Source organism: Yersinia similis, from assembly GCF_001053095.1.
Lineage (GTDB): Bacteria > Pseudomonadota > Gammaproteobacteria > Enterobacterales > Enterobacteriaceae > Yersinia > Yersinia similis.
Window position 1 is genome coordinate 59,084 of record NZ_CGBP01000021.1, and the last position, 26,160, is coordinate 85,243.

The window sequence follows — 26,160 nt, forward strand, 5'->3', positions numbered from 1 at the left end:
CTAACACCGCTGCAACGTCAAGTACGAAGGGGAAGAGGAAAAACAATGCGCATTCACCCACTAGGAATATACGAAAAAGCCCTACCTGCGGGCACCAGTTGGGTCGAAAAGCTGGCGGTAGCAAAATCCTGCGGCTTCGATTTTGTTGAAATGTCCGTTGATGAGAGTGATGAACGGCTGGCTCGTCTGGATTGGAGCCGCGAGGAGCGTATGGCGGTGATCAGTGCCATTCAACAGACCGGGGTGCGCATTCCAACCCTGTGCCTCTCGGCTCACCGCCGCTATCCATTCGGTAGCCGCGATGCCGCCACGCGGGAGCAAGCGCATACGGTCATGTTAAAGGCTATCCGTTTGGCGCAGGATCTTGGGATCCGTACCATTCAACTGGCAGGATACGATGTGTACTACGAACCGCAGGATAGTGAAACGATCGCACGTTTTGAAACGGGTATCGCCTGGGCGGTGAAGCAAGCCGCGGCAGCGCAAGTGATGTGTGCGGTCGAGATCATGGATACCCAGTTTATGAACTCCATCAGTAAGTGGAAGGCGCTGGACAACAAGATTGGCTCTCCGTGGTTTACCGTCTACCCCGATATCGGCAACCTCACGGCCTGGGGCAATGAAGTGAACAGTGAATTGGCAAAAGGGATTGACCGCATTGCGGCGATCCATCTGAAAGATACCTTTGCCGTCACCGCTGACTCCCCTGGCCAATTTCGTGATGTGCCGTTTGGTGAAGGCTGTGTCGATTTCGTTAATCTGTTTAAAACCCTGCGCCGCCTGAACTATCGCGGAACCTTCCTGATAGAGATGTGGACAGAAAAAGCGGCCGAACCCTTGCTGGAAATTATCCATGCCCGCCACTGGATCGAAGACAAAATGCGTTTGGCCGGCTGGGATAACGAATCTGACCAGTCAACCCGCTAAGGAGCCACACATGAGCCACTATTTTCTCGGCATTGATCTGGGCGGTACCGTGACCAAAGCCGGTATTTATACCGCCGACGGCAGCGAAATTGCGGTTACTGAACAGGCACTCCCGGTACTTAGCCCACAAGCAGGATTCTGTGAGCGCGATATGGAGGCCCTGTGGATCGCCACCTGTCAGGTGATCCGACAAACCCTGAATAAGGCATGTGCCTTATCGGAATATCATGTTTCGGCAGAGAACATCGGTGGCATCAGTTTCTCTGCCCATGGCAAAGGTTTATATCTGGTGGATAAACAGGGGCTGCCGGTACGTAACGGTATTGTTTCCTCCGATTCCCGCGCACAAAAATGGGTCAGCCGCTGGCAGCAAGAAGGCAAAAATCACGCCGCCTATGAACGTAGCCTACAACAACTGTGGCCATCCCATCCCGCAGCACTATTGCGCTGGTTAAAGGAAAACGAACCAGAAAACTATCAGCGCAGCGGTTATGTGCTCATGGTCCATGACTATATCCGTTACCGTCTAACCGATAAGTTTACTATTGAAGAAACCAATATTTCTGGCAGCAATCTTTATAACCAATACAGCGGCAGTTTTGATCCGCAACTGATGAAGATTTTTGCCATTGAGGAAGTGATGGAGAAAACCGCGCCGATTATCGGTTCAGCCGATTTAGCGGGTTATGTCAGTGACGATGCGGCTAACGCATGTGGTCTGAAAGCAGGAACACCGGTGTTCGGTGGCATGTTTGATGTGGTCGGTGCGGCACTGACTTCTGGTTTACACGACAGCCGCCAACTCAGTGCGGTGGCGGGCACTTGGTCAATCGCCACCCGTATTTTTGAGGCGATCACCCCCTCCGAATACCCCTATGTTTGGGGGAAATATTGCATCCCCGGCACCTACTTCGTACATGAAGGCAGCCCAACCTCGGCCAGTAACCTTGCGTGGTTCGTGGAACAATTTCTCCCTGAACTGCCAAATAGCTACCAGACCCTGAATCAGTGGGCGGCTTTGGGCTATGAAAAATCTGAAGATATTCTATTTTTCCCTTGGCTATACGGCTCCAACCACAGTGCTAATCTTAGCGGAGGCCTGCTTGGGTTAAGTGGCCATCACAATATCGAAGACATTGTGTACGCCATTTATCAGGGGGTGGTTTTTTCACATCTTCTGCATCAGGACAAGATCTTGGCATTGGATGACACCATCGACTGTATCCGCTTTACCGGTGGCCCAACGCATTCCGCTATTTGGATGCAGATGTTCTGTGATGCCAGTAATTTACCACTGGAAATTGTCGATATTCAGCAATCCGGCTGCCGGGCAGCGGCGCTGTGTGCGGCGGTGGGGCGCCACTATTATCACGGGTTTGAAGAGGCGATCCGCGCCTGCCCGCCCCCTATCACCCGCCTGCTCCCCAATGCCGAAAAACATCAGCGATTACGGGCGCGTTTTGACAAATTCAAACAGGTCGCCGAGGCGCTCAGCACGGTAATGTAACCCTCACATATCACATTCAGTGATAGATAAAGCAATAGCGTCACCAGACCAGAACATGGTGAGATCGATGACCGTCGGTCAGTGTCCCACTCCCCTACTGGCTGAACCATCGATAAGTGCGGAAAATGAGATCCACCCTTTATAAAGAGGGTGGAGCCGTCGCTTAAGTCTGACAATCTATAGTAAGATCATGATCAAAGTCATAGTAATAATAATATTGGCTTAACGCTGCTAATTTGTAACCGCAGCAGTGTTAGCAACACTCGTGACTGGGTACGCTTTGGCTCTGCTGATGCTTATTTTTGATGATGATTAGATTTGATTTGATGATGATTGCTTTTGATAATAATGACTTTTTGCTGATGATTACTTCTGTTAACGAACATTTTCGCTAACGAATGTTGAATGTGAGAAAAATATGTCAAACAAACCGTTCCACTATCAGGATCCCTTCCCGCTCAAGGAAGATGATACTGAGTATTACCTTGTCAGTGATAAACATGTCTCAATTACACAGTTCGAAGGACACGACATCCTGAAAGTCGAGCCGGAAGCCCTGACCCTCCTCGCTCAACAGGCTTTCCACGATGCCTCTTTCCTCCTGCGCCCCGCTCACCAAAAACAAGTTGCCGCCATTCTGGATGACCCGGAAGCCAGCGAAAACGATAAATATGTCGCCCTGCAATTCCTACGCAACTCGGAGATTTCGGCTAAAGGGATTTTACCCACCTGTCAGGATACCGGTACCGCGATCATCATGGGCAAAAAAGGCCAGCGGGTCTGGACCGGGGGTAACGATGCCGAAGCGCTATCGCGTGGGGTCTATAACACCTTTATTGAAGATAACCTGCGCTATTCACAAAACGCCGCGCTGGATATGTATAAGGAAGTGAATACCGGAACCAACCTGCCAGCACAGATCGATCTGTACAGTACCGAAGGTGAAGAGTACAAATTCCTGTTTGTCACTAAAGGGGGCGGTTCAGCCAATAAAACCTATCTGTATCAGGAAACCAAAGCCCTGCTAACACCTGGCAGGCTGAAAGAGTTTCTGGTCGAGAAAATGCGCACATTGGGTACCGCGGCCTGCCCGCCTTACCACATTGCCTTTGTCATCGGCGGTACCTCTGCCGAAAGTACGCTGAAGACGGTTAAACTGGCCTCGACCAAATATTATGATGGCTTGCCGACCGAAGGGAACGAACACGGCCAAGCTTTCCGTGATACCGCGTTAGAGCAAGAATTGCTGGAAGCGGCACAAGATTTAGGTCTGGGCGCGCAATTTGGCGGCAAATACTTTGCCCACGATGTTCGGGTCGTTCGCCTGCCACGCCACGGAGCCTCCTGCCCGGTCGGCATGGGGGTATCTTGTTCTGCCGACCGTAATATCAAAGGCAAAATTAACCGCAAAGGTATCTGGCTGGAGAAACTGGAACAAAATCCGGGGAAATATATTCCCGAACATTTGCGCCACAGCACGGAAGGCCAAGTGGTTAAAATTGATCTTAACCGCCCGATGCCTGAGATTTTAAAAGAGCTGTCACAGTACCCGGTCTCCACCCGCCTGTCGTTAAGCGGCACCATTATTGTTGGCCGTGATATCGCCCATGCCAAATTAAAAGAGCGGCTGGATAACGGTGAAGGCTTACCGCAATACATTAAAGATCATCCAATCTATTACGCGGGGCCGGCCAAAACCCCCGAAGGCTATGCTTCAGGATCACTCGGGCCAACCACCGCAGGGCGCATGGACTCTTACGTGGATCTGCTGCAATCCCACGGGGGTAGCATGATCATGTTAGCTAAAGGCAACCGTAGCCAGCAAGTGACCGACGCCTGCCATAAACATGGGGGCTTCTATCTGGGCAGCATCGGCGGCCCGGCAGCGGTATTGGCGCAAAACAGTATTAAGAGCCTGGAATGTGTGGAATATCCTGAATTAGGGATGGAAGCCATCTGGAAGATTGAAGTGGAAGACTTCCCAGCCTTTATTTTAGTGGATGATAAGGGCAATGATTTCTTCCAGCAGATCCAAGCGGCAAAATGCAACCGTTGTGGCTGAGATGAGTATTTAATACACCATAAACTGGCCTCAACATATTGAGATAATTTAGATTAAGCGGCTATCAAGGCCTGAGTTCTTCATTCACGGAGCTCAGGCCTTTTCCGTTTCAGTGGGTTCACTGTATTTTTATCCAGACTGCTGACAAACCCCGATGACTCACTCTTGAACGGTGAGGATAGGCAGAAGAGTAAAGAGTCCGCGCCAAGGATGGCGCGGCTCGAGCCCCCAGGGAAGGCTATTTTTATACAGGGAAGCCGGCGTCTTTACGATCTGCCTGTTCTCTCCGTCGCGGGCACTTTGTCAATAACCTCATCCTTATTTATGGCAATATACGATACATATATGTTTCGTATAGGTGCTGTATGGGTATCGTTAAAATATCTGATTTGATGCATGAGAATCTGCGTATCGCCAGCCATGCCATGAGCCGCTCCATCAATTCGCAAGCGGAACACTGGCTTAAAATTGGTATGTTGGCAGAGCTTTACCCCCAATTGAGTCATCATGAACTGGCCCGTGCACTTGTGCAGGTTGAACTGCAAGGCGGAGCGGATATTGCCAAAATGATCTATCCCGACGCTCTTACGCTGAATAAAGGAGAGAAAGCGCAATGACCGAAGTCAAAATCCACTCACCGGCAGAGATTGAAATGGCCCGTGCGGCAGGTCAAGCCGCTGCGAAAGTGCTTGAAATGATAAAACCACATGTCCTTGCTGGGATAACAACCGATGAAATTGATCGGTTATGCCACGATTACATCGTTAACGAACTGAAGGTTATTCCCGCAAACATTGGCTATCACGGTTACACCCGAACGGTATGTACCTCGGTCAATCATGTGGTTTGTCACGGGATCCCATCCGATAAAAAACTCAAGAAAGGCGATATTGTGAATATCGATGTGGCGATCATCAAAGAGGGTTGGTATGGCGATACCAGCAGAATGTACTTTGTTGGGGAACCCTCAGTCCGGGCCAAGCGTCTGGTCGATATTACCTATCAATCAATGCTGGCTGGCATTAAAGCCGTCCGCCCTGGTGCGACGCTTGGCGACATCGGTGCAAGCATTCAACAGTTGGCTGAGGGCGCAGGATTTTCGGTGGTGAGGGAATATTGTGGCCACGGTGTGGGTCAGGAATATCATACGGCACCACAGGTTTTGCACTATGGTATAGCCCAAACGGGCATGCTGCTTAAACCCGGTATGATTTTTACTATCGAACCGATGATTAATGCCGGAAAAGCGGCGACCAGCGTACTTTCTGATGGCTGGACAGTTGTGACCAAAGACCGTTCGCTTTCGGCACAGTGGGAACACACCATTGCCGTTACCCAATCGGGATACGACCTGCTGACGCCCTGGCCTGAAGGCACCGGAGAATACGAAGCCATCTGATATCGGCCATTACTAAATGTTGTTGCCTGAATGCCAAACGTTACCACCTAAATACCAGATACTCTGGCACTAAATTTCCTGCATAAAAATAGCTTCCCAGAAGGCTTGATCCGCGCCATCTCTGGCGCGGACGTTTTACTCTTCGGCCTATCATCACCGTTCAAGATCGCGTCATCGGGGGTTGTCTGCAGAATGCAGTCATCCTCCATTCTGCAGATGTATTAGCGCTGCTCAATCACCGAATCACCGACCAAGCGCATCGGGAGCCACTTAAGCAGACGCTGGTGTAACGGCTGCTGATTGTTGTGCATATATTTCAGCGTCTTTTATCAATGAATTAGATTGCTGTAGTATGAAAGCAATGTATTGTTCCCACAGTGTACACATATCGTCCAAAGGAAGGGATTCTTCCAGCGGGAACACAAGCTTATTCACCTCGTCCAAAGGAAGCCATTGCAATAAATAGAAGCATACGTCCACCATATCCTTATTCCCATAATATATGGCCCGAGCCAGATTACTCCAGCCATTTTCGCTTTTTGCTGTTAATAAGTCTGTTCGTTGTTCTGGCGGTGCAAGCACCAACAATTCAGAGTAGGCTTCCAACGCATCAAAACACTGATAGTTGAAAGCACATTGCAGCCCAGAGATGTCATTCTCCGCCCGCGGTTGTAATAACTGATTAAAGAACATTTTACGTTCGGATTCTGATAGATTCTTAACTTCTTCTGCCATTTTTTGTATACCCACAGCAAAATTATCTGTTAACAACAGATCCAATCGTGCTGCCGATAAAGGAAGGGGTGAACTCTGTGATAATGGCGTTAACGCTCGGTTCTCTTTCACCTTATGCTCATCATGAATATCGGCTTGATCACAAACAGTAATTGATGATATCTCTGCATCAACATAGCTGGATAAGTAAGTCTGGTTACTAATGAAATTTCTTAATGAGTAGTCATTCAATTTTAATGCGTCATCAACCTCACAACGCACGGTTTTATCAGTAAGATTAGGGTCATAAAAATTGATAACGAATCGCCGCCCTTGCCCTTGCTCCGTGTCTTTAATATAAAGACGCGCAGCCATTGAATGTTGAGAACTATCAATTTTTAATGCCAGAACGTTTTTACCCGAATTTTTCATCTGCTCAAAAAGATCAACAAGCGTGCGGCCAAAATCATGATTATTAATATGATAAACAGTACTAGCATGCTGATTAAAGCAATGATAGTTATGCTCATTTTCTTCAAGAGAAACGTGAGAAGAGAGCGCTTCTTCACTGGAAAAATGGCTTAAATCCACTTTACCCTTGGCCTGATCAGCCAGAACATCCATGATATATTGAATAGATAAATGATAGTTACTGATGTCACCATCTTTACTATACTCATAAGCCTGATCACCCAACCGAGCAGATAAATAAGGGACTTCTTTAAATAATTCGGTTTCCTTCAGGGTGTTATCCCAATTATTTTTATCGTAAACGGGAAAGCTGTAGTTATTAATATTCATATTTTACCTTATAAGAGGGCATTAATTGTTAGTAACCGACTTACAATGCCGTTTATTTACGCTAAGCGGCATAAGGTAAAACAATGAAATTAAGCCATTAGAGCAATAGATTAAAACATTACAGCCAATATGGTTTTGGTTATTTTATGTCGTCACAGCGCGGCTTTTTCTACCGTAAAAATGAGGCCATCATAAATTCCGAATCAGCCGCCTTTGGATAAAAGGCCGGTTAGTTTTTCTCGAACAGAGGCTAAATGTGGTAGCTGATAGTAACTGCACCTACGGCATCAATTACTATCAGCTACCCACGACTACCAAAGACTACCCATATTCAGATTAGTATGATAAACCAGATGTTCTGGCCGTTCAGCCGATTCCAATAGACCTATTCGTCAGAATTTTGCCTTACCGATATGGCTCACAACGCTAATACCTAGAAATTAACATTCATGGATACCCAGTAATTACGGCCAGGTACAACATAACCGGCAGTGCTTTGGGCCGAGGTGAAGTAATCGCCCGCGGTGGTAGTGCCGTTCCCCACAGCAAAAATGTGGGTGCGGGTAAAATCTTTATCCAACAGGTTGTTTACTGCACCATTCAGTGTCACATCCTTAGTGACCTTATAGGTCGCCCCCAAGTTAAGCATGCTAAAGGGTTTAAAATCTGAGCCTAAATTGCTGTAAACCACTTTATTTGCCGCAGACAAATTCGCGTAATTTTGGGTAAAGCGTGCCGTTTTACTGCGATACTCCGCTTTCAACCAAGTGGATAACTGCTCGTTGATGTTCCAGCTCAGGCGGGCATTGGCCATATTTTTCGGCGTATTCGTCAGGCGAGCGCCTTTATTGTTGCCATCTTTCTGTTCACTATCAGTAAACGTGTAATTTATTCCCAGTATCCAATCGTCAGACCAGAGTGGAATGGTTGATGCGATCTCAATACCCTGCGTGATCGCTTTACCGACGTTGGTGTAGGTACTGGTGGTATTATCAATCGAAACGCTGTTGATCTTGTTCCTGAAGCGGTTGTGGAACAGCGTCGCATTAGCACCAAACCCCGTCTCGTTTTCGTAGTAAACACCGACCTCGGTGTTGACACTACTCTCTGGATCAAGTTTAGGGTTACCAATAGTGGTGATGGTGCCTTGGCCTGTGACACCGCTAATCCCATTATGCAACTGGGCCAGAGAGGGGGTTTTATAACCCGTGCTCACGCCGCCTTTCACCGTCCAGTTATCCTGTGCGTCCCACACCAGATAGGCTCGTGGGCTAATATGACCGCCAAACGTGGTTTGATACTCATAACGTGCGCCATAGGTTAATGCCAGGGGATCCAACAAACGCCATTCATCTTCGCTGAATAATGACCAGGCATCTTGTGTGAATTTATCGCCGTTATTTGCCAGCACGATGCCGTCTTTCATAGTGGCATTCCAATATTGGCCGCCAAGGGTCACCATGTGGTTGTCACCCAACGGGGAGACCAGCTTGCTATCGAGGATGATATTAGTATTTTTCAACAGACGCTTTTCACCCGCCAGACCCGAGCCTTTGGGTACGGATGCATTGGTGATTAAGCGGCCAATATTTTCAGTTTGGTTATAAGATAAGCTCGAATTCCAGGTACCAAAATCCAAGCGATTATCGCTGCCCAAGGTTATTTTACGGCGTTGATAGCGCAGGGTATCTTCGTAACCGCCTTGCGCACCAATGGTGCCTAGCTGGTTGGCGCTGTTATCATATTTTTGGTTGGCAATATCACCATCCAACCACAAGGTGCTTTTGGTATTCAATTGCCAAAGTAGTTTGCCGCCGAGGTTATAGTTGTCTGCTTTTACTGGATTGGGGCCACGGCGGCTTAATGCTACCCCCGTACTGGAGGATTCAACGCGGGAGGCATCACGCCGGAAAATCGTGCCACGTAGCGACAATCCCAGTTGATCTTCAACCGCTGGCCCACTGGAGTAAAAAGAGAACTTTGAACTGTCACCAAAAGCCGTGTTTTCCTGAAAAGTATGTTCAAGCGTTGCTGAACTGGCCCACGACTTGGTGATCTTCTTTGTGATGATATTGACAACACCACCGATAGCATCGGAACCGTAGAGTGTTGACATCGGCCCCCTGATCACTTCGATACGCTCAATGGCCGATAGCGGGGGCATAAAGCTGGTATTCATGGCTCCAAAGCCATTTGGCGTTACATCGGAAGTGCCATTCTGCCGGACTCCATCCACCAATATCAGGGTATAAGCGCTGGGCATACCACGAATACTGATATCCAGCCCCCCGGTTTTCCCCGTGCTGCTATTGACGTCAACACCTTCAACATCACTCAGCGCTTGCGCCAAATCGTTGTAATTGCGCTGACTTAATTCATTTTGGCTAATGACCGAGATACTTGCCGCGGCCTCTCTGATCTTCTGTTCATATCCCGATGCGCTAACAACCATAATATTGTCATCATCTGCTGCGATAACAGGGGCTGATGATGCCGCCACTAACGCGAATGCCATTGTTTTATTTAACATTTTATACGCCTCTGACAAATTTATTGTTCGTTTTTTATACTTCAAGGCTATTGTAATTATGTGTGCAAAAATGTAAAAACAAATGATATTAATTATCATTATTGTTTAAGAGAAAGAAAGGAAGCGTATAAATACATGACTACTGATTAAGTCAAATGGGCAGCCCATTGATGACATACACACTGGCATCATCGGGTGGTCAGACGGGCAATTCGATTCATCATGTTCAGATCAACGTTATTGGCCGTGGCGCGAAATACACCAATCTATGTACAAATTCACCATGGCCTCATATTCATGTCTCGTTATCGTCCAACTGCAGATAAAATTTAATTTTTTATCCAACCCGAGCCTTCAGTACGATTAATTCCTTCAGCATCATTTTTTCTTCAACACCATTAAGCAAAAAGAATAATCGCCCCCCTTCCTGATGATCCCTTCTTACTTCCTCATTCATAGGCAATACCTATCCCAGAAATAGGCAAAGCCGCCCTATTAGCTTGATAAAGGTCAACCAGCGTAGACGACGCTCCAGAGATAATCCCATCCTGTGAGTAGGGTTATTTATGGACTGAGAACAATAAACGTGAAAGTCGGCTGGTGCTATCCATAGAGCAAACCAGGTACTTTCCACACAACAAAGGAGTGCGGCTGTGATAAGAAGAGGATTAATTGGTGGCGGTATATTGGTAGTTGCAGGTTATCTGGGTATTGCTGGCTATCTTTATATGACAGATAACACACGTAATAACACATTCATCAGCGAGGCAAAAACGCCCGATCAGCAGGTCAGTAATATTTTTTACCAAAAAGGGTGTGATTATTGCCATACCGCGAATGCATCCCTGCCGTTTTATGCCGCAATCCCCGGCCCTAAACAATTGATGGACTATGACATTCGACAAGGCAACCAACATTTCTCATTGGAGCCAACACTATTAGCATTAAAAGAAAATCGTGCCGTCCCTGAAGCAGATTTAGCCAAAATAGAATCGTCTATTGCCCGCGATCAAATGCCACCTCAACGCTTTAGCGCATTACATTGGTCCTCCAGCATCAACGCAGAGGAGAGAGACCAGATCCTTGATTGGGTAAAAATACAACGGGCGACCTACTTCCCTTCCAATAGCCACAGCGAAATGCAGCACTTAGCGCTACAGCCGATCCCCAATGCCCTGCCGGTAGACAGTCAAAAAGTGGCACTAGGTTCCCGCCTGTTCCATGACCCCAGATTATCCGGTGATAACACCATCTCCTGTGCCAGTTGTCATCTGTTGAACAAAGGAGGCGTTGATAATCTGGCGACCTCAACGGGTGTCGATGGACAAAAAGGTGGGATCAATGCGCCTACGGTATTTAATGCCGTATTTAACGTGGAGCAGTTTTGGGATGGCCGTGCCGTTGATTTGCAGCAACAAGCCGGTGGACCACCACTTAACCCAGTAGAAATGGCCTCTACCTCTTGGGAAGAGATCATTACTAAATTGCAACAAGACCCACAGTTGACCCAGGACTTTGCCCAAGTGTATCCACAAGGCTATTCTGAAGACACGATCACCGATGCAATCGCTGAATTTGAGAAAACTCTGACCACACCCAATAGCCCTTTCGACCACTATCTAAAAGGTGAAACACAAGCATTAACGGCTAGCCAGCAAAAAGGCTTGGCGCTATTCCAGGAAAATAAATGTGATACCTGCCACGTCGGTAAAAATATTGGTGGGCAGTCCTATGAGTTATTGGGGCTAAAAGGTGACTATTTCGCTGATCGCCAAAAAGAGCAAACTACCGATGACCTCGGGCGTTTCAACGTCACCAACGATCCACGCGATATGCACCGTTTTAAAACACCGGGCTTGCGTAATGTTGCCTTAACAGCCCCTTATTTTCACGATGCACAGGCTAAAGATTTACATCAGGCGGTTGAGCTAATGCTCAAATATCAGGTAGGGACCCAGCTACCAGAACAGGATATCAACGATATCGTAGCCTTCCTGGAAAGTTTGACCGGGGAATATATTCCTCATTCCTGAGCAATATACAGTAGGATAATTTACCCTAATTGACCTTAATGAGCTCTTATAAAAAATAACAGGAATGCAGATGAAAAAATTATCTTTGGGAATAATGGTCTTGGTATTAATCGGTAGCCAACAGGTATTAGCAAAAAATTGGCAAGAAATTAAGCAAAGTGGTGAGCTGCGTATTGGGGTGCCAGGTGACTATGCGCCTTTAGCTTTCCATGATAAACAGGGCCAATTGATCGGCTACGATGTTGATATGGCAAACGCCTTGGGTGAAAGCCTGAAACTGAAGGTTAACTTTGTCTCGACCAGTTGGCCAACTCTTTCAGACGACTTGGTGGCAGATAAATTTGATATTGCCATGGGGGGCGTCACGGCGACGCCCGGTAGAGAAGCGCAATTTGCTTTATCCCACGCGGTCGTGAAGAACGGGAAAATTGCGCTGGCCAATTGCCAGCAAGTCAATAAATTCCCCACTCTTGATGCTATTGATCGTCAAAACGTCAAAGTCATTGTCAACCCTGGCGGCACCAACCAGTCGTTTGTTGATGCAAATATTAAGCAGGCGCAAATCATCCGAACCAAAGATAATTTTGCTAACTTGCAAGGTGTGCGTGATAAAAGTGCAGATATTATGTTCACTGACTTAATCGAGGGAGATTATTATCAGAGCAAAGAACCTGGCGTATTTTGTGTCGCCACACCAGAGGTTTTACCCGGAACTGGCAGCTACAAAGTTTATATGATGGCTAAGGATAATCAGCCGTTGTTAGAAGAAGTTAATCAGTGGCTGACCGGGAAGACAAAAACCTTATTAGCGCAGAAATGGAATATTTCAGAGTAGCCAATAAGCGGCCATGGCCGTTTATTACAGCATTACTAGCTTAATAAACGGTCTGTCCGATATCATCTTCAGTGGTCATCACGAAAAACAGCAGAAAAATATAATCTTACGTGGTGCCTTTACACATAATAACCAATCTGACGCATCGTAATTAAACCGAAGTAAGTGTAGTATAAAAAACGTGCAAAACCGAAGATCATTACTGTATTTACATCTATCTCATCCCTCATAAGAAAAAATTTTAAAATATAACCCTTAAACAAATAGTTTATAATCATAAAAATAGCGATAAATTTAATCGGAAGAAATCACATCCTCGACACATATCACTAATATAATAGCTAGTCAGGATATTTTAAAAAATTAAAGATTGCATATTCTTATAACCAAATTATACTGTCACACCTGATTTTGATGTTGATACATGAAACGTGAAACAACCCAAGCTGAAAAATAAGAAATCACTGTAACATGAGAAAACCACCAAGATTTCCCATGTTAACTGTGTCAAAAACCCTACATCAGCAGAAACCAGGAAACACAACTAACTCATTATTTTAAAAGACAAAATCACACATTCGTTAATGTGTAATTAATGATTTTACAACTTAAATAATGAAGGAAACTTTTAACCAACCATACCCAAAACAATTCGAGTTGCAGGAAGGTGGCAAGGGAGATAGTCCCGATGAGCCTACTTACTTTTTTAAGGTCAATACCAGTAAGTAATTCAGGTTGTTGAGCATAGCTAACGCACATGTAACTTGAAGTCTGACGGGCATAAGAAACAATAATTACAGAAATGAACAACATCTGCGTTCATTTAATTTACACCGAGAGGTATTAATTAAAAATCATTGTAGGAAATTTCAAATCATCTGTATGAATAGACCTACATGAGTGTACGAATATATAAACCTAAAACCGAAACCCCCGATAATAACCATGGAAAAATGACATTAATAAAATTGAGGACAATATCAATGACAGCAAAGAATCAACGGAAAGAAGAAGTAATGAGTATATTGGAAGATCATTGTAATGTTCTAAAAAAACAATTTCCTGGTTCTCTTCCTCCGGTTCACAACTGGCCAAAAACAAGAGATGTAGCTGATAAAGCACAGCTAGATATCTACACGGCTCGGCTTGTATTAATGAAACTCGTGGATGAGAAAAGGGCAAAGATGTCAGAAACCAAAATAATGAATTCATTACGCTGGTTCATCACTCATCCGGCAGAAAAATAAATATTATTCTGGCCTAAAAAAACAAAGCCCCACCAAGTAGGTGTCTCTTCGTCATAAGCCCATAGCGCTAATATTTTACGGCACGGGCTTATTGCACGGTTTAGCTATCAGAAGTGCAATACTGTCAGAAGTGCAATAAAAGGTTATCCTCTCTCAGCGCCCAACACATATTCGAAAAAACAAATATGAAATTGACATTCCCTCGCCGGACACTAAGATAGCGGAGAAAAATTTATTCAGGGGGCATCATGACAACACTCACGCCATTGCAACTCTTTAAGAACTTATCGGATGAGACACGTCTGAATATTATCTTATTGCTCAAAGCATCAGGCGAGCTGTGTGTTTGTGAGCTTTGCCATAGCTTGAATGAAGCCCAACCCAAGATTTCCAGACACTTGGCTATGCTAAGAGAGTCAGGGCTTTTGCTGGATCGCCGGGCCGGGAAATGGGTCCACTACCGCCTGTCGCCCCATATTCCTGCCTGGGCCGCAGCCATCATTGAGCAAGCTTATCTCAGCCAATGCGATGAGATAACGTTACTGACGCAGGACAAAATCACGCCCGACAGTAAAGCGACTTGTCTCTAATATATTTAAAATTTACCCATTTGCATCTGTTTTTCCATATATGAATGGAACGACATACTATTTAACTCAGTGGAGGCGTTATGTTGTTGGCAGGTGCTATTTTTATCCTGACTATCGTGTTAGTTATCTGGCAACCCAAAGGGTTGGGGATTGGTTGGAGTGCCATGTTGGGCGCGGGGCTGGCATTACTCACTGGCGTGGTACATGTGAGTGATATTCCCGTGGTTTGGCAAATTGTCTGGAATGCCACTGCGACCTTTATCGCTATTATCATCATCAGCCTGTTACTGGATGAGTCGGGTTTCTTTGAATGGGCAGCTTTGCATGTCGCACGGTGGGGTAATGGCCATGGTCGCCGGCTGTTTACTTACATCATCTTACTCGGCGCAGCAGTCGCTGCATTGTTTGCCAATGATGGTGCGGCGCTGATCCTCACGCCGATTGTCATTGCCATGCTATTGGCGCTGGGTTTCGGCCGTGGCGCAACATTGGCCTTTGTGATGGCGGCGGGGTTTATTGCCGATACTGCCAGCTTGCCACTTATCGTGTCGAATCTGGTGAATATAGTTTCTGCGGACTTCTTTAACCTCGGATTCACTGCATACGCGGCGGTTATGGTGCCGGTTAATCTGGTCGCAGTTATCGCAACGCTGGCAATGCTACATCTATTTTTTCGTAAAGACATTCCGGTGGTTTATGATTTATCTCTGCTGAAAGCCCCGCAAGATGCTATCCGCGATATGAATACGTTCAAAACCGGCTGGCTGGTCCTTGCCCTACTGCTAATCGGGTTCTTTGCACTGGAACCGCTCGGTGTTCCAGTGAGTCTGGTGGCCGCCGTCGGTGCGCTGATTTTGTTGGCTGTAGCAAAAAAAAGGACATGCCATCAATACAGGCAAAGTGCTACGTGGTGCACCTTGGCAAATTGTCATCTTTTCATTAGGGATGTATCTGGTGGTTTATGGCCTGCGTAATGCGGGTCTGACCCACTATATTTCAACGTTGCTAAACCGACTGGGTGAACAGGGGCTGTGGGCGTCCACGTTAGGGACTGGCTTCTTAACCGCGTTTCTCTCTTCCATTATGAATAATTTACCCACCGTTCTGGTAGGGGCACTTTCTATCGAAGGTAGCACCGCAACCGGGTTAATTAAAGAGGCGATGATTTATGCCAATGTCATTGGTAGCGATCTAGGGCCGAAAATCACCCCTATAGGTAGCCTGGCAACCTTATTGTGGCTGCATGTTTTGTCGCAAAAAAATATGACCATCACCTGGGGGTATTATTTCCGAGTAGGGATTATCATGACCCTCCCAGTGCTATTTGTGACATTGAGCGCACTCGCACTACGATTGTCCGTATCGATATAATCACCTATTAATATAATCGCCTGTCGATGTAACTACCTACTATTCCATGCTAGTAGCATGGTTACTCTACAGGCATTTTGATGAAGGATATCCCTATGTGTAATGTGACCATTTATCATAATCCAGCCTGTGGCACCTCGCGTAACACGCTGGAATTTATCCGTAATAGCGGTGTTGAACCCAATGTTATCCTTTATCTGGAAACTCCGCCCAATCGTGAAACATTGGTCAAATTGATTGCCGATATGGGTATCACCGTGCGGGCGTTATTACGCCAGAATGTAGAACCTTATGAGCAATTGGGGTTATCTGATGATAAATGGCAGGATGAGCAACTGATTGATTTTATGTTGCAATATCCCCTCCTGATAAACCGCCCCATCGTCGTCACACCGTTAGGAACAAGATTATGCCGCCCTTCAGCGTCCGTGCGGGATATTTTACCCAGCCCGTAGTCCAAGGTTTCAGCAAAAAAGATAGAGAAATCGTGAGGAAAAATATCTTACCCGCTGACTCTATTTGATTTATTCGTGGTCTACGACCCTATTCAATAAATAGTTATTAATAGGTCGCAGTAACACAAAAGAACAAAACAAGAACTTTTGTTTTAGCGCACAAAATAAAATAATTAGAATTTAATAACAAAAAAACAAATTTAACAAAATAAAAAATCATTTGTTTACTTATAGAAACAATAAACCGCTACTACGAAGGAAATAGAAAACGAACAATACAGAAATGGTGAATTTTTCTGTTCACCCTATTATACAAATGCTCTACTATTCATTCCTGTTTAAAACAATAACCCTTCACCTTATGTGATAAGTGGCCAAGTGTGATAAGTGGCCGAGGGCAGCGCTCCATGGAAAAACAGATGATCCCACAAGACAATGAGTTATTAACTGAAATTGCTGTTTCGTATTATCAGGATGAAATGACTCAGGAAGAAATTGCACACAAGTTTGGCATTTCAAGGATCAAAGTCGGTCGCTTGCTGAAACGAGCGAAAACAGAGGGCATTGTTGAGATTAACGTTCGTTATCATCCGGTATTCAGTACCCGCCTTGAGCAACAGTTAATCGAGCATTTTGGGTTGAAACGGGCGCTGATAGCACTTGATTATCAGGATGAGGATGAACAACGCCGCCAGGTCGCCGCGTTGGTTTCAGCTTACTTAGCCACTAACTTAAAAGACAACACGGTATTGGCCGTTGGCCAAGGGCGAAATGTTGCGGCCATCGCGGACCACGTCAGCGTCGTGCCAGAAAGGCACTGTAAGTTTATCTGTGGCATCGGTGGAACACACCGCCCAGGTGATGCGATTAATGCCGATCACATCAGCCGCCGCTTAGCCAAGAAATTTGGCGGAACGAGTGAAACTCTGTACGCACCCGCGTATGTAGAAAACCGGGCGCTAAAAGAAGCCTTTATGCAAAACGGTACCATTAAAGAGACACTGGACCGTGCCCGTAAGGCTGATATGGCTCTGGTTGGCATCGGTGATATGAACGAAAACAGCTATATGGTGGAGCTGGGCTGGTTCACTCCTCAGGAGATAGTCGACGCCAGTCTGCATCAAGGTGTGACAGGCGAAATTGCGGGATACGATTTTTTTGATGCACAGGGCCAACCCGCTAATACAGTAATGAATGATCGGGTTATTGGTATCAGCACCCAAGAACTCCGCCAGATCCCCTGCGTTATCGCTATCGCTTCTGAAAACACCAAAGCATTAGCACTGCTGGGTGCCTTGCGTACCGGTGCAATTGATATTATTGCGACCAGCGCATCCAATGCCCGGACTATTTTAAAGATGATTCAACATCAGCCGTAATCGATCGTAATATTACAGGCGGATAAATAGATAGGTAGAATAGATAGGTAGATAGGTAGCGATTGGGCCAGTCTCTTATACTGGTCACCCACATCGCTTCTCACCTGAATACCACGGTCAGTATTGTTGCTGACCGCTATCTACGGCTCCAACCGCCGTTCTACAGAATCAGCCAGTTGAGTCAGTATTAAGCAACAGGAGGTTGCACCGGCATCCAGAACCCCCCGAGAACGTTCACCCAGACGACTTGCCCGCCCAATTTTAGCCACTAAATCAAGGGTAGAATCGCGCCCCATACTGGCCGCATGTTTCATCCGATGCAGCGACTCAACAAACGGCTGCTGCTGTTGTTGTGCCAATTCAAATGCTGCACTCGCCGGAATAAGCGTATCCATAATGCATTTATCACCAACACGGGCGTCAGTCACCTCCTGCAAGTCAGTCAGGCCACCTTTTAGCATCGCACCAAAAGCAGCCGCATCCATTTTATCGCAACCTCGAATGCTATCGGCCATTCCCATAAAAATACTGCCATAGAGTGGCCCCATCGATCCCCCGATGCCTTCCATCAGCGCGTCAGAGAGCGCATCCAGTGCCTCAGCTATCGTCAGATTTTTGCCTTTGATATTTTCAGTGCAAAGGTTAAAACCTTTAGCCATATTAATACCGTGGTCACCATCACCGATAGCACCGTCAATTTCACTCAGGTATTCACGGTTTGCGAGGATCGTATTGGCCATTTCCTCAATGATCGGGGTACCGTCGGTTATACATTTATCGGTTATACATTTATCGTTTGTAGATCGATCGTTTGTAGATCCATCTTTCATCGCATTATCTTTCATAAACTCATCTTTCATAAATTCATCTTTCACATATTGGTTTTTTATACCGCTGTCGTTCACGTATTCGTCTTTTATCAATAATGCCTTCATAGTCCCTTACTCCAGCTGGGTTAAGCCTAATGAATGAGTGGGTACATCAATTAAAGATTTTAATTCATCATCCAGTTTCATCAGCGTCAGCGTGACACCCATCATGTCTAGCGAGGTAAAATAATTGCCAATATAAGGGCGATATATTGTTATCCCCTGCGCCTCTAATAATTTGGCGACTTCTGCATAATAGATATACAGCTCAATGGTCGGCGTGGCACCGAGCCCAGAGATCAACACCGCCACATCATCACCTTGGCTAAACGGCATATCAGCGACCACCAAATCCACCATGGTCTTCGCCATCTGATGTGCATTCTGTAGCGACTCGACCCGAATACCCGGTTCTCCGTGATGACCAATCCCCACTTCCATCATGCCGTCTTCTATCGAAAAATTAGGTTTACCTACCGCCGGGATGGTACAGGAGGTTAAACCCACCCCGATTGAACGGCAGTGATCAATCGCTTTCTGAGCAACCTCGATCACATCATCCAAAGCGTAGCCTTGAGCCGCCGCTGCCGCGCCCACTTTCCACATGAAAATTTCACCGGCTACACCTCGGCGCTTCTCTCTTTCTGCCGGTGGTGCGGAGGCCACATCATCATTGGCAACCACGGTGCGAACCCTTATCCCCATCGCCTCGGCTTTTTTTGCCGCCATTTTGACGTTCATATTGTCTCCGGCATAATTACCGTACAGGCAAGCAACCCCCGCACCGCCGTCAGCGACTTTAAACGCTTCTAAAAATGCTCCAGCCGCCGGTGAAGAGAAAACCTCACCAACCGCCACAGCATCCAGCATATTTTTACCGATGTAGCCCAGAAACGCAGGTTCATGACCAGAGCCGCCCCCGGTCACTACGCCTACTTTCCCTTGGCGCGGTATTTCTGGATACTTCAATACTTTCTCATGTGCGGTTTTAGCAAAGAAATGTGGATAAGCCGCTAAATAGCCTTTTATCGCATCTTCCACAACCTGATCAGGATCGTTAATAATTCGATTCATAGCAATCTCGTTAAAATGGAAAACAAATAAAAACAGTGAGTTAACTAACTGGCCGCCATTGTAGTTTAGAGAAAGCGACCACAGCACTATTGGATGGTATATCCCCCATCAATGACTAAATTTTCACCGGTTATCATATTGGCAGCGTCACTGGCTAAGAACAGTGCGCACGCTGCAACCTCGGCGGGATAAGCAAAACGGCGTGCGGGTATTTTCAGCTTCATATCTTCAGCGAGCTGGCCTGACCATGCTTTCTGGCCTAGCGCAGTCAGTACCACCGTCGGTGAAATAGCATTAACTTGTATGCCCAACGGCCCCCACTCTAATGCCAGTACTTTGGTGATACCGATCACGCCAAATTTACTGGCGCAATACGCTAAGTGATTGACGATAGCCACAACACCAGCTTGAGAAGCCAAATTCACGATTTTGCCGTGTCCATGCTGAATAAAATGTTTTCCCACTTCCTGGCTCATGAGAAAGACACCTTTCAGGTTGATATCAATCGTTCTGTCCCAATCTTGTTCACGCACTTTTTCCGCAGGATCCAGCGCAGCAATGCCCGCGCTATTCACTAAAATATCCAACTGGCCAAAAGCCCCGATTGCCTGAGCGACCGCCTGCCTGACGGATTGACTATCACTAACATCGCACTGCAATCCGACAGCGTTATCCCTATCTAACTGTTCGGCTATTTCAGCGACGTTATCGGCACAATCCATCAACACCACTCGTGCACCTTTGGCTAAGTACAGTTCGGCAATCGCGTAGCCAATCCCCGTGGCACCACCAGTAATGGCCGCCACTTTGCCACTTAGGGAAAACGCCGTATCAAACCATTTATAATCGTTTGGCATCTCTATACTCCTTCTTCGTGATCCGCCCTGACTCAAAAAATAAGCGCTGATTACGTTATATTGGGATTGAGAACCACTTTAAGTGAGTCAACGCCTCTTTTGACCAACTCAATACCCTCGGCATATTTCTCCAATGGCAAGATATGCGTGACAACTCCCTCGGTCGGTAAATCACCGTTAGAGATACCTTCGATCACTAGCGGGAAGCAATATGGCCCCAGATGTGACCCCAAGACATCAAGTTCCTTACGGTCACTGATGATGCTCCAATCAACGGTCACGGGATCTTTAAATACCGAGAATTCAACAAACGTCCCCAACTTGCGCAGCAGAGTTAATCCTTGTTCAACGGCCTTTTGCGCACCAGTGGCATCAATGTAGATATCGCAACCATAACCACCGGTCATTTCTTTAATCAGGGTATTTACATCATCTCTGCTGGGATTAAGCACCAAATCAGCGCCAAACTTCTTGGCGAGAGCCAAACGATCATCCGATAAATCCAGCACAATGAGCTTGGCAGCCCCAGACTTTTTAATAGCCCCAATCATGCCTAGCCCTAATGTTCCTGATCCGGCCAAAACCACCACATCACCGAGTTTTATCTTGGCACGCTGTACCGCGTGAAATGCGCAGGCATAGGGTTCAATCAGAATGGCTTTTTCTAAAGGAAGGTGATCAGGGACATGATAATTAATTGCCTCTTTCGTGAATTTCAGATATTCAGCCATCGCGCCATTAACATTGCTCTGGAAGCCGTACAGATCATGTTTTTCGCACATCCAGTACTGCCCATGGTTACAAAACCGACATCCCCAGCAGGGAACGATTTGCTCAGAAGTCACTCGGTCACCTAGCTCAAACCCCTCAACATCAGCGCCCAAACCAACGACGTGACCAATAAATTCATGGCCTGGAATCATTGGCGCTTTGATATAAGCAGGTTGCTTATCATCACCCCAGAAACTGGGGGCCCCCTCAAAAGCCTTGGTGTCCCCGGCACAGATGCCACACCCTTCAACTTTGACCAAGATCTCTTTGGCATCGATAGTCGGAACCGGCACTATTTCAAACCGATAATCGCGCGGCCCATAGGCAACAACTGCACGCATTGTCTCGGGGATACCCTCCGCCATTTGAGCACCTTTAAGGTTTTCGTCACTCATGCTGGACTCCTTTAACGATTTTTTATCGCATACGTGCTTTGTGATAAATGTCTTGTCAGATATCTGAATTCATCTTAAACACTCGTTGAACATAAGATTTAACTACGTACTATTGAACAGTATGATCAAGCGCAGGCCTACGACTATTAAAAAATGCTCAGGCTGTGAGAGAAGTCATAAATAAAATCTACCCTTCCCATTAAATCGTTAACCAACCATCAACAACTCATTAAAAAACAACATAAATACCTAAAAAGATATTGGGTAATTAAAAATCGAACATAAGTTTATTGACTGGGTATATAAAAAGCTTGAATATATGGATCAAATGATCATGTATCGATCTTTTGAAAGATCTGGTTTTATACAATCCCTTATGCAAAGCCCACAGATGTAAAACCTGAAGAAGACCGGCGTACTGATGATATTTATGCGTGGGAAGGGTTAACCGGATTACAGCTCAATCTGTTGAGGGGTAAAATATGTTATCTATTGCAATCGGCTGTGATGATGCCGCTATTGAGATGAAAAACCAGATCATTATTTTTCTACAAAGTAAGAACATCACTGTCGTGGATTACAGCTGCGATCAACATCAAGAACTGACGATGTACCCCGATATTGCTATTCAGGTTGCCCTGGCGATTAAAGCCGGGAAACATGAGCGCGGGATCCTTATTTGTGGAACGGGTATTGGGATGAGCATCTCTGCCAATAAAGTTTTTGGCGTCCGTGCAGCTCAGTGTCATGATACTTTTTCTGCCCAACGAGCCAGAAAAAGTAACAATGCCCAAATCATCTGTTTAGGCGCCCGTGTTATTGGCCCGGAGTTAGCCAAAACCCTGATCGAGGCTTGGCTAGATGCTGAATTTGATGGGGGCGGGTCAACGGCAAAAGTGGAACGGATCCGCTATTACGAGCAGAGTCTGCATGATTGAAGTGGTGCTGCTAAGTATGGGTTATCAATATGTAAGAGGAACTGCATTTTATATTTCCTCCAGAACCTTTAATGAATTGGCATGATCAACTGAATAGTTAGATAACACCATTAAAAAATAATACGTTACAAAGAAACAACTTAAGGTGGCAGAACATTAAAGACTGTCCCTATCCACATTAATTTTTATAAAATCGGTGTGATTACGCACACTGACCCAATACAAGGGGATTCAATTATTGGATATTCAAAATCCTCCTACACATTTGTCGTCTTCTGATATTCGCACTTACCATACAATAGAAAATTGCGTTATTTGGTTAGCAGAGCGCTAAAAAACGGTTAATCCCCCAAATGAAGGCGCATAAACCTTTTACGTTGGGCTTTGAGAGGCTGCAATTCCATCTAGCTCATTACAAGCGAGGTTTGCGGGATGCCTCCAATTTTTACCTATGTCAGTTTATTAGTGGCCAGGCTAGTATAGCGATGGAAAAATCTTAATATGCGTAGCACCACAGGTCACCTCAAGCCACGATTCTCACCCAGATCTGCCTTGTTTTATTCGTGGACTTCACCAATTAGATAACTTTGTATGATTAAGGTTTGCCAGCCTATTTGCCTGTCATATAAGCTCCATTATCATGGATAACGGTATGATTTACGGAGTTCAACACCATTTCAACGCAACGTGCTGGTTATGCACTTATTCAGTGTTATCACGCTATAGCCGCAGGCACTTGCAAGTCATTTTCAGTGAGACAATGTGATCCCTAACGATACCAACAAAAAAAATCACAATTAACTTAAATTTCAATGGATTATAAAATAAAACCACATGAAAAATAACGACAAACTCGATTCCCATACCCCAATGATGCATTGGTGTGTGAGCACTGAAAAATAAAGATTATTTAGATAGAATCATTAAAACCTACGCTCTGACCTACACTTACATAACCAGTTGATTTATCTGTTGTAACTACCCTGCTCTACTTTGGCTGATTAGCACGTGCAGTTTACAAAATATCGCACAGTGACACCAAAGGTGAATGTACATATAAAATTCTAAACTATCTTATCCACTCGGCAAGAACCGCCTCAAGCTTCGCCAACGCCTGAATATGTTTATCTTTTGGTATGCGCCCAATATTTTGCAACTTCCACTTAACCGCTGGTAGGTGCTGAATTTGATCTTCAGGAGCCAGACTCCAGTCCGGTTGACCACTTTTGAAAGACATCAAAAAATCATAATCCTGCTGCGTAAATTGTGCTTTGAGAGCTGTAACCATTAAGTTAGGTATCGCATTGAGTTCTTCCAGAGAGACCGCATCGAATGTCATTCCATTAAATTCATTCGCATACAGCTCAGAAATATCTTTCCAGCGGGGATTAAGTACCTCTGATACTGGGCGCGGGTGTCCTAGCAGATAGGTGATGAAACCATTAAAAATCTGGCGATCAATACCTTGCGTTTCGAGCAGCATTTTGACGTCATAAAAATCACGGGGATGTTGCCTATCCAGCGCAGCACAAAGCTTGCCACCATAGAGGTCGGCAAGCGATACAACCTGAATAGCAGCGAAACCGAACTCGTCTTCTACCGATTCAACAACATCACGTTCTTCTGGGGGATACAGCGTACCTCGCGCAACAGGCGAAACTTCTATCTTTATCTGTGCTTCCTGAGAAGAAACAACAATGCGCATTTCATCAGGATTATTCGTTTGTAGTACCGCCGAAATGCCAGCCTGTTGTTGCAGTATTTCAGCAATGCGCGTCAAAGCAGCCCGAACGTTTGGCAATGCCACATCTCTGCTTTCCAGCAGAATGTAAGCCAAATCGATATCAACCGATAGACGTGGAAAATCACGGACAAACAAGTTTATTGCCGTTCCACCTTTTAGCGCAAAGCATCTCTCTGATGCCACAACAGGTAATGCGCTAAGCAGCAATGCAACTTGCCGATAATAAGGTGATTGCTTATCCATGTGAGATCCCTTTGCTAACAAAACTCTCTGGAACAGTGATCTGATATTTTTGGTCCAGCTTGCCACCAGACACGATCTGCCGTTTCCCGGCGCCTAAATCAATATTGGCTTTATCTATTCGCTTAACCCATGCATGAGCATAGTGATCGGCCAGAAACAGGTAAAGGCGGTTAGTTTTCACTGCTCGGCTGGATTGCATCAACACTTCGACTTTGCGTGGACTCAGGTTTACCAGCCCCTGAAACAGCTCCGCAGCGTGCTCAAATGAAAGCGAACCAGGGACTGCGTTAGCAATCTCGTAAGCAGCTAATTCCGGTACACTCGCTTTAAACCGCTCTCCCTTAATTTCTACCTCTGTCAGATACTTTTCGTCATGCATATTGAGCTTCTGATTAGAAAGTAAAAGCCACTCCACATTGGGAAATTCTTTGAACCACTTTGGCAACGAAGCTTTTTCATCTACGCAAAGCCAAATTGCCTGACGCGTTAAGTGAAGATAATGAGAGCGTCCCTGATAGGTCAGGCTAGTAAGCCCCGCCAGATGCACAGAAATCCCCAGCTGATTTTGCAAGCATAAAACGGCATCACGCCACTGAGGTTCACGCCCACTCCGCACATATACACCGGCACGCATTTTTTGCAACCAGTCGCTGTGCATATACTTATTGGCTAAAGAAGGACTTATGCCATTTTTTGTCAGCCAGGACTGTAGTACCAAGGAGCCTGGCGCAGTGTTCTGCAAAAGCCAGTTTAGTTTTGAAGCCATACATTCACCATTGGTTTAATAATGCAATTAAAATTAAACCATCAGGTTGATGATCTGTCAATATTGAACTTAAGTGCTCAGATTTTCTGGGAAGTCTAAAGTGAAGCATGCCTACTATCTATAACGTAATGAAATTCATCAAAGACACATTATCAGCATGGGAATTATAACTAAAAGTTATTAAATTTCTGTTATTTATAGTATTTTTTCTTCTATCTATTGAAAGATTAACAACTCATCCCCATTAATTTTTAAATTGGCTGACATAGCGCCAACAAACAATCTGGATGTCCCCTTATTCAATAGGACTGATTATTAATGGATAATTCCTTCATGCTTGCCGACAGTTGCATTCTTCTTGCTGGTAGTATTTCCAGCAGTACTGCGAATACGCAAATCGACAAGGCACATACTTTTGTCGAAACACTGGTGAAAGAAGTTATCGATGCTGATGGAGCTTTCGTGGCGTACTTTGCAGCCGAACCGGTCAATGCTAACAATAAACCGCTGTTATTTGATTGGACTGTAGCACGCACAATTGATCGAATCATTCCGGGGGAAAGTCCAAAGATTCGCCTGAAAATAGTGGCTTCACACTGTAAGTATCCCAGCTTTAGTTCCACACACTTTTTGAGATTTCCGGTTTCTCAGCC

General features: G+C 45.6%; 19 protein-coding genes and 4 pseudogenes. 15 read left to right on the plus strand and 8 right to left on the minus strand.

Annotation, left to right across the window (positions count from 1 at the left end):
• Positions 1-45 precede the first annotated feature (45 nt).
• From AC971_RS15140 to map, 5 genes are all read left to right on the plus strand, one after another.
• The gene (locus AC971_RS15140) at positions 46-927 is read left to right on the plus strand and encodes an L-ribulose-5-phosphate 3-epimerase (protein ID WP_025382696.1); all 882 of its coding nucleotides are present in this window, start codon (positions 46-48) and stop codon (positions 925-927) included.
• Between the two features lie 10 nt (positions 928-937).
• The gene (locus AC971_RS15145) at positions 938-2,434 is read left to right on the plus strand and encodes an FGGY-family carbohydrate kinase (RefSeq protein WP_048677742.1); all 1,497 of its coding nucleotides are present in this window, start codon (positions 938-940) and stop codon (positions 2,432-2,434) included.
• Positions 2,435-2,852: 418 nt separating this feature from the next.
• Positions 2,853-4,496, plus strand: coding sequence for a class I fumarate hydratase FumA (gene fumA / locus AC971_RS15150; RefSeq protein WP_025382694.1), 1,644 nt, complete (start codon positions 2,853-2,855; stop codon positions 4,494-4,496).
• A 365-nt stretch (positions 4,497-4,861) separates the two neighbouring features.
• Positions 4,862-5,113, plus strand: a complete 252-nt coding sequence (locus AC971_RS15155; RefSeq protein WP_025382693.1) for a ParD-like family protein — start codon at positions 4,862-4,864, stop codon at positions 5,111-5,113.
• Positions 5,110-5,895, plus strand: a complete 786-nt coding sequence (gene map, locus AC971_RS15160) for a type I methionyl aminopeptidase (RefSeq protein WP_025382692.1) — start codon at positions 5,110-5,112, stop codon at positions 5,893-5,895. The genes AC971_RS15155 and map overlap by 4 nt, the downstream gene beginning before the upstream one ends.
• Before the next feature lie 270 nt (positions 5,896-6,165).
• Here the strand turns inward: map and AC971_RS15165 are convergent, their stop codons facing one another.
• Together AC971_RS15165 and AC971_RS15170 are read right to left on the minus strand one after the other, a co-directional pair.
• Positions 6,166-7,410, minus strand: a complete 1,245-nt coding sequence (locus AC971_RS15165; RefSeq protein ID WP_025382691.1) for a ShET2/EspL2 family type III secretion system effector toxin — start codon at positions 7,408-7,410, stop codon at positions 6,166-6,168.
• A gap of 433 nt (positions 7,411-7,843) precedes the next feature.
• Entirely contained in the window at positions 7,844-9,940 is a 2,097-nt protein-coding gene (locus tag AC971_RS15170) for a TonB-dependent receptor (RefSeq protein WP_025382690.1), read from the minus strand.
• Positions 9,941-10,110: 170 nt separating this feature from the next.
• Between AC971_RS15170 and AC971_RS23220 the strand changes: the two are divergent.
• From AC971_RS23220 to AC971_RS15205, 8 genes and pseudogenes are all read left to right on the plus strand, one after another.
• Positions 10,111-10,355: pseudogene (locus tag AC971_RS23220) on the plus strand (hypothetical protein).
• A gap of 238 nt (positions 10,356-10,593) precedes the next feature.
• Positions 10,594-11,973 (plus strand): cytochrome-c peroxidase, encoded by a 1,380-nt coding sequence (locus tag AC971_RS15175; protein WP_025382689.1) that lies wholly within the window; start codon positions 10,594-10,596, stop codon positions 11,971-11,973.
• Between the two features lie 70 nt (positions 11,974-12,043).
• Positions 12,044-12,808: a transporter substrate-binding domain-containing protein gene (locus tag AC971_RS15180; protein WP_025382688.1), complete on the plus strand. Its 765-nt coding sequence runs from the start codon at positions 12,044-12,046 to the stop codon at positions 12,806-12,808.
• 983 nt (positions 12,809-13,791) lie between these two features.
• Positions 13,792-14,055, plus strand: a complete 264-nt coding sequence (locus AC971_RS15185) for a FaeA/PapI family transcriptional regulator (RefSeq protein ID WP_025382687.1) — start codon at positions 13,792-13,794, stop codon at positions 14,053-14,055.
• Between the two features lie 248 nt (positions 14,056-14,303).
• Positions 14,304-14,645, plus strand: a complete 342-nt coding sequence (locus AC971_RS15190; RefSeq protein ID WP_025382686.1) for a metalloregulator ArsR/SmtB family transcription factor — start codon at positions 14,304-14,306, stop codon at positions 14,643-14,645.
• An 80-nt stretch (positions 14,646-14,725) separates the two neighbouring features.
• Positions 14,726-16,016, plus strand: a pseudogene (locus AC971_RS15195) (arsenic transporter).
• A gap of 95 nt (positions 16,017-16,111) precedes the next feature.
• Positions 16,112-16,462: pseudogene (gene arsC / locus AC971_RS15200) on the plus strand (arsenate reductase (glutaredoxin)); the annotation flags it as partial.
• 416 nt (positions 16,463-16,878) lie between these two features.
• Complete coding sequence (locus tag AC971_RS15205) at positions 16,879-17,850, plus strand: sugar-binding transcriptional regulator (protein ID WP_025382685.1); 972 nt, start codon at positions 16,879-16,881, stop codon at positions 17,848-17,850.
• 140 nt (positions 17,851-17,990) lie between these two features.
• Here AC971_RS15205 and dhaL read toward each other — a convergent pair whose 3' ends face one another.
• The 4 genes from dhaL to AC971_RS15225 all read right to left on the minus strand — a co-directional run bounded on the left by dhaL (position 17,991) and on the right by AC971_RS15225 (position 21,816).
• Positions 17,991-18,680 (minus strand): dihydroxyacetone kinase subunit DhaL, encoded by a 690-nt coding sequence (gene dhaL, locus AC971_RS15210; protein ID WP_072081423.1) that lies wholly within the window; start codon positions 18,678-18,680, stop codon positions 17,991-17,993.
• A gap of 111 nt (positions 18,681-18,791) precedes the next feature.
• Entirely contained in the window at positions 18,792-19,793 is a 1,002-nt protein-coding gene (locus AC971_RS15215; protein ID WP_038402552.1) for a dihydroxyacetone kinase subunit DhaK, read from the minus strand.
• An 86-nt stretch (positions 19,794-19,879) separates the two neighbouring features.
• Positions 19,880-20,650: an SDR family oxidoreductase gene (locus AC971_RS15220; RefSeq protein WP_025382682.1), complete on the minus strand. Its 771-nt coding sequence runs from the start codon at positions 20,648-20,650 to the stop codon at positions 19,880-19,882.
• Between the two features lie 50 nt (positions 20,651-20,700).
• Positions 20,701-21,816 carry an MDR/zinc-dependent alcohol dehydrogenase-like family protein gene (locus tag AC971_RS15225; protein WP_025382681.1) on the minus strand — a complete coding sequence of 372 codons (1,116 nt, stop codon included), beginning with the start codon at positions 21,814-21,816 and terminating at the stop codon, positions 20,701-20,703.
• 482 nt (positions 21,817-22,298) lie between these two features.
• Here AC971_RS15225 and rpiB point away from each other — a divergent pair, with 482 nt between their 5' ends.
• The gene (gene rpiB / locus AC971_RS15230) at positions 22,299-22,754 is read left to right on the plus strand and encodes a ribose 5-phosphate isomerase B (protein ID WP_025382680.1); all 456 of its coding nucleotides are present in this window, start codon (positions 22,299-22,301) and stop codon (positions 22,752-22,754) included.
• Positions 22,755-23,823: 1,069 nt separating this feature from the next.
• Here the strand turns inward: rpiB and AC971_RS15235 are convergent.
• Both AC971_RS15235 and AC971_RS15240 read right to left on the minus strand, forming a co-directional pair.
• A complete protein-coding gene (locus AC971_RS15235) occupies positions 23,824-24,741 on the minus strand; it encodes a nucleotidyl transferase AbiEii/AbiGii toxin family protein (RefSeq protein ID WP_025382679.1) in 918 nt (305 codons plus the stop codon).
• Positions 24,734-25,507, minus strand: coding sequence for a type IV toxin-antitoxin system AbiEi family antitoxin (locus AC971_RS15240; RefSeq protein WP_025382678.1), 774 nt, complete (start codon positions 25,505-25,507; stop codon positions 24,734-24,736). Before AC971_RS15240 ends, AC971_RS15235 begins: the two co-directional genes overlap by 8 nt.
• A gap of 318 nt (positions 25,508-25,825) precedes the next feature.
• On the opposite strand from AC971_RS15240, the pseudogene AC971_RS14870 reads away from it, so the two are divergent.
• Positions 25,826-26,160, plus strand: a pseudogene (locus tag AC971_RS14870) (hypothetical protein); the annotation flags it as partial.

Bases quoted from the DNA above. Each gene is read 5' to 3' on its own strand.
- AC971_RS15140 (WP_025382696.1), top strand. From the start codon at position 46: ATGCGCATTCACCCACTAGGAATATACGAAAAAGCCCTACCTGCGGGC.
- AC971_RS15145 (WP_048677742.1), top strand. From the start codon at position 938: ATGAGCCACTATTTTCTCGGCATTGATCTGGGCGGTACCGTGACCAAA.
- fumA (WP_025382694.1), top strand. From the start codon at position 2,853: ATGTCAAACAAACCGTTCCACTATCAGGATCCCTTCCCGCTCAAGGAA.
- AC971_RS15155 (WP_025382693.1), top strand. From the start codon at position 4,862: ATGGGTATCGTTAAAATATCTGATTTGATGCATGAGAATCTGCGTATC.
- map (WP_025382692.1), top strand. From the start codon at position 5,110: ATGACCGAAGTCAAAATCCACTCACCGGCAGAGATTGAAATGGCCCGT.
- AC971_RS15165 (WP_025382691.1), bottom strand. From the start codon at position 7,410: ATGAATATTAATAACTACAGCTTTCCCGTTTACGATAAAAATAATTGG.
- AC971_RS15170 (WP_025382690.1), bottom strand. From the start codon at position 9,940: ATGTTAAATAAAACAATGGCATTCGCGTTAGTGGCGGCATCATCAGCC.
- AC971_RS15180 (WP_025382688.1), top strand. From the start codon at position 12,044: ATGAAAAAATTATCTTTGGGAATAATGGTCTTGGTATTAATCGGTAGC.
- AC971_RS15185 (WP_025382687.1), top strand. From the start codon at position 13,792: ATGACAGCAAAGAATCAACGGAAAGAAGAAGTAATGAGTATATTGGAA.
- AC971_RS15190 (WP_025382686.1), top strand. From the start codon at position 14,304: ATGACAACACTCACGCCATTGCAACTCTTTAAGAACTTATCGGATGAG.
- AC971_RS15205 (WP_025382685.1), top strand. From the start codon at position 16,879: ATGGAAAAACAGATGATCCCACAAGACAATGAGTTATTAACTGAAATT.
- dhaL (WP_072081423.1), bottom strand. From the start codon at position 18,680: ATGAAAGATGGATCTACAAACGATCGATCTACAAACGATAAATGTATA.
- AC971_RS15215 (WP_038402552.1), bottom strand. From the start codon at position 19,793: ATGAATCGAATTATTAACGATCCTGATCAGGTTGTGGAAGATGCGATA.
- AC971_RS15220 (WP_025382682.1), bottom strand. From the start codon at position 20,650: ATGCCAAACGATTATAAATGGTTTGATACGGCGTTTTCCCTAAGTGGC.
- AC971_RS15225 (WP_025382681.1), bottom strand. From the start codon at position 21,816: ATGAGTGACGAAAACCTTAAAGGTGCTCAAATGGCGGAGGGTATCCCC.
- rpiB (WP_025382680.1), top strand. From the start codon at position 22,299: ATGTTATCTATTGCAATCGGCTGTGATGATGCCGCTATTGAGATGAAA.
- AC971_RS15235 (WP_025382679.1), bottom strand. From the start codon at position 24,741: ATGGATAAGCAATCACCTTATTATCGGCAAGTTGCATTGCTGCTTAGC.
- AC971_RS15240 (WP_025382678.1), bottom strand. From the start codon at position 25,507: ATGGCTTCAAAACTAAACTGGCTTTTGCAGAACACTGCGCCAGGCTCC.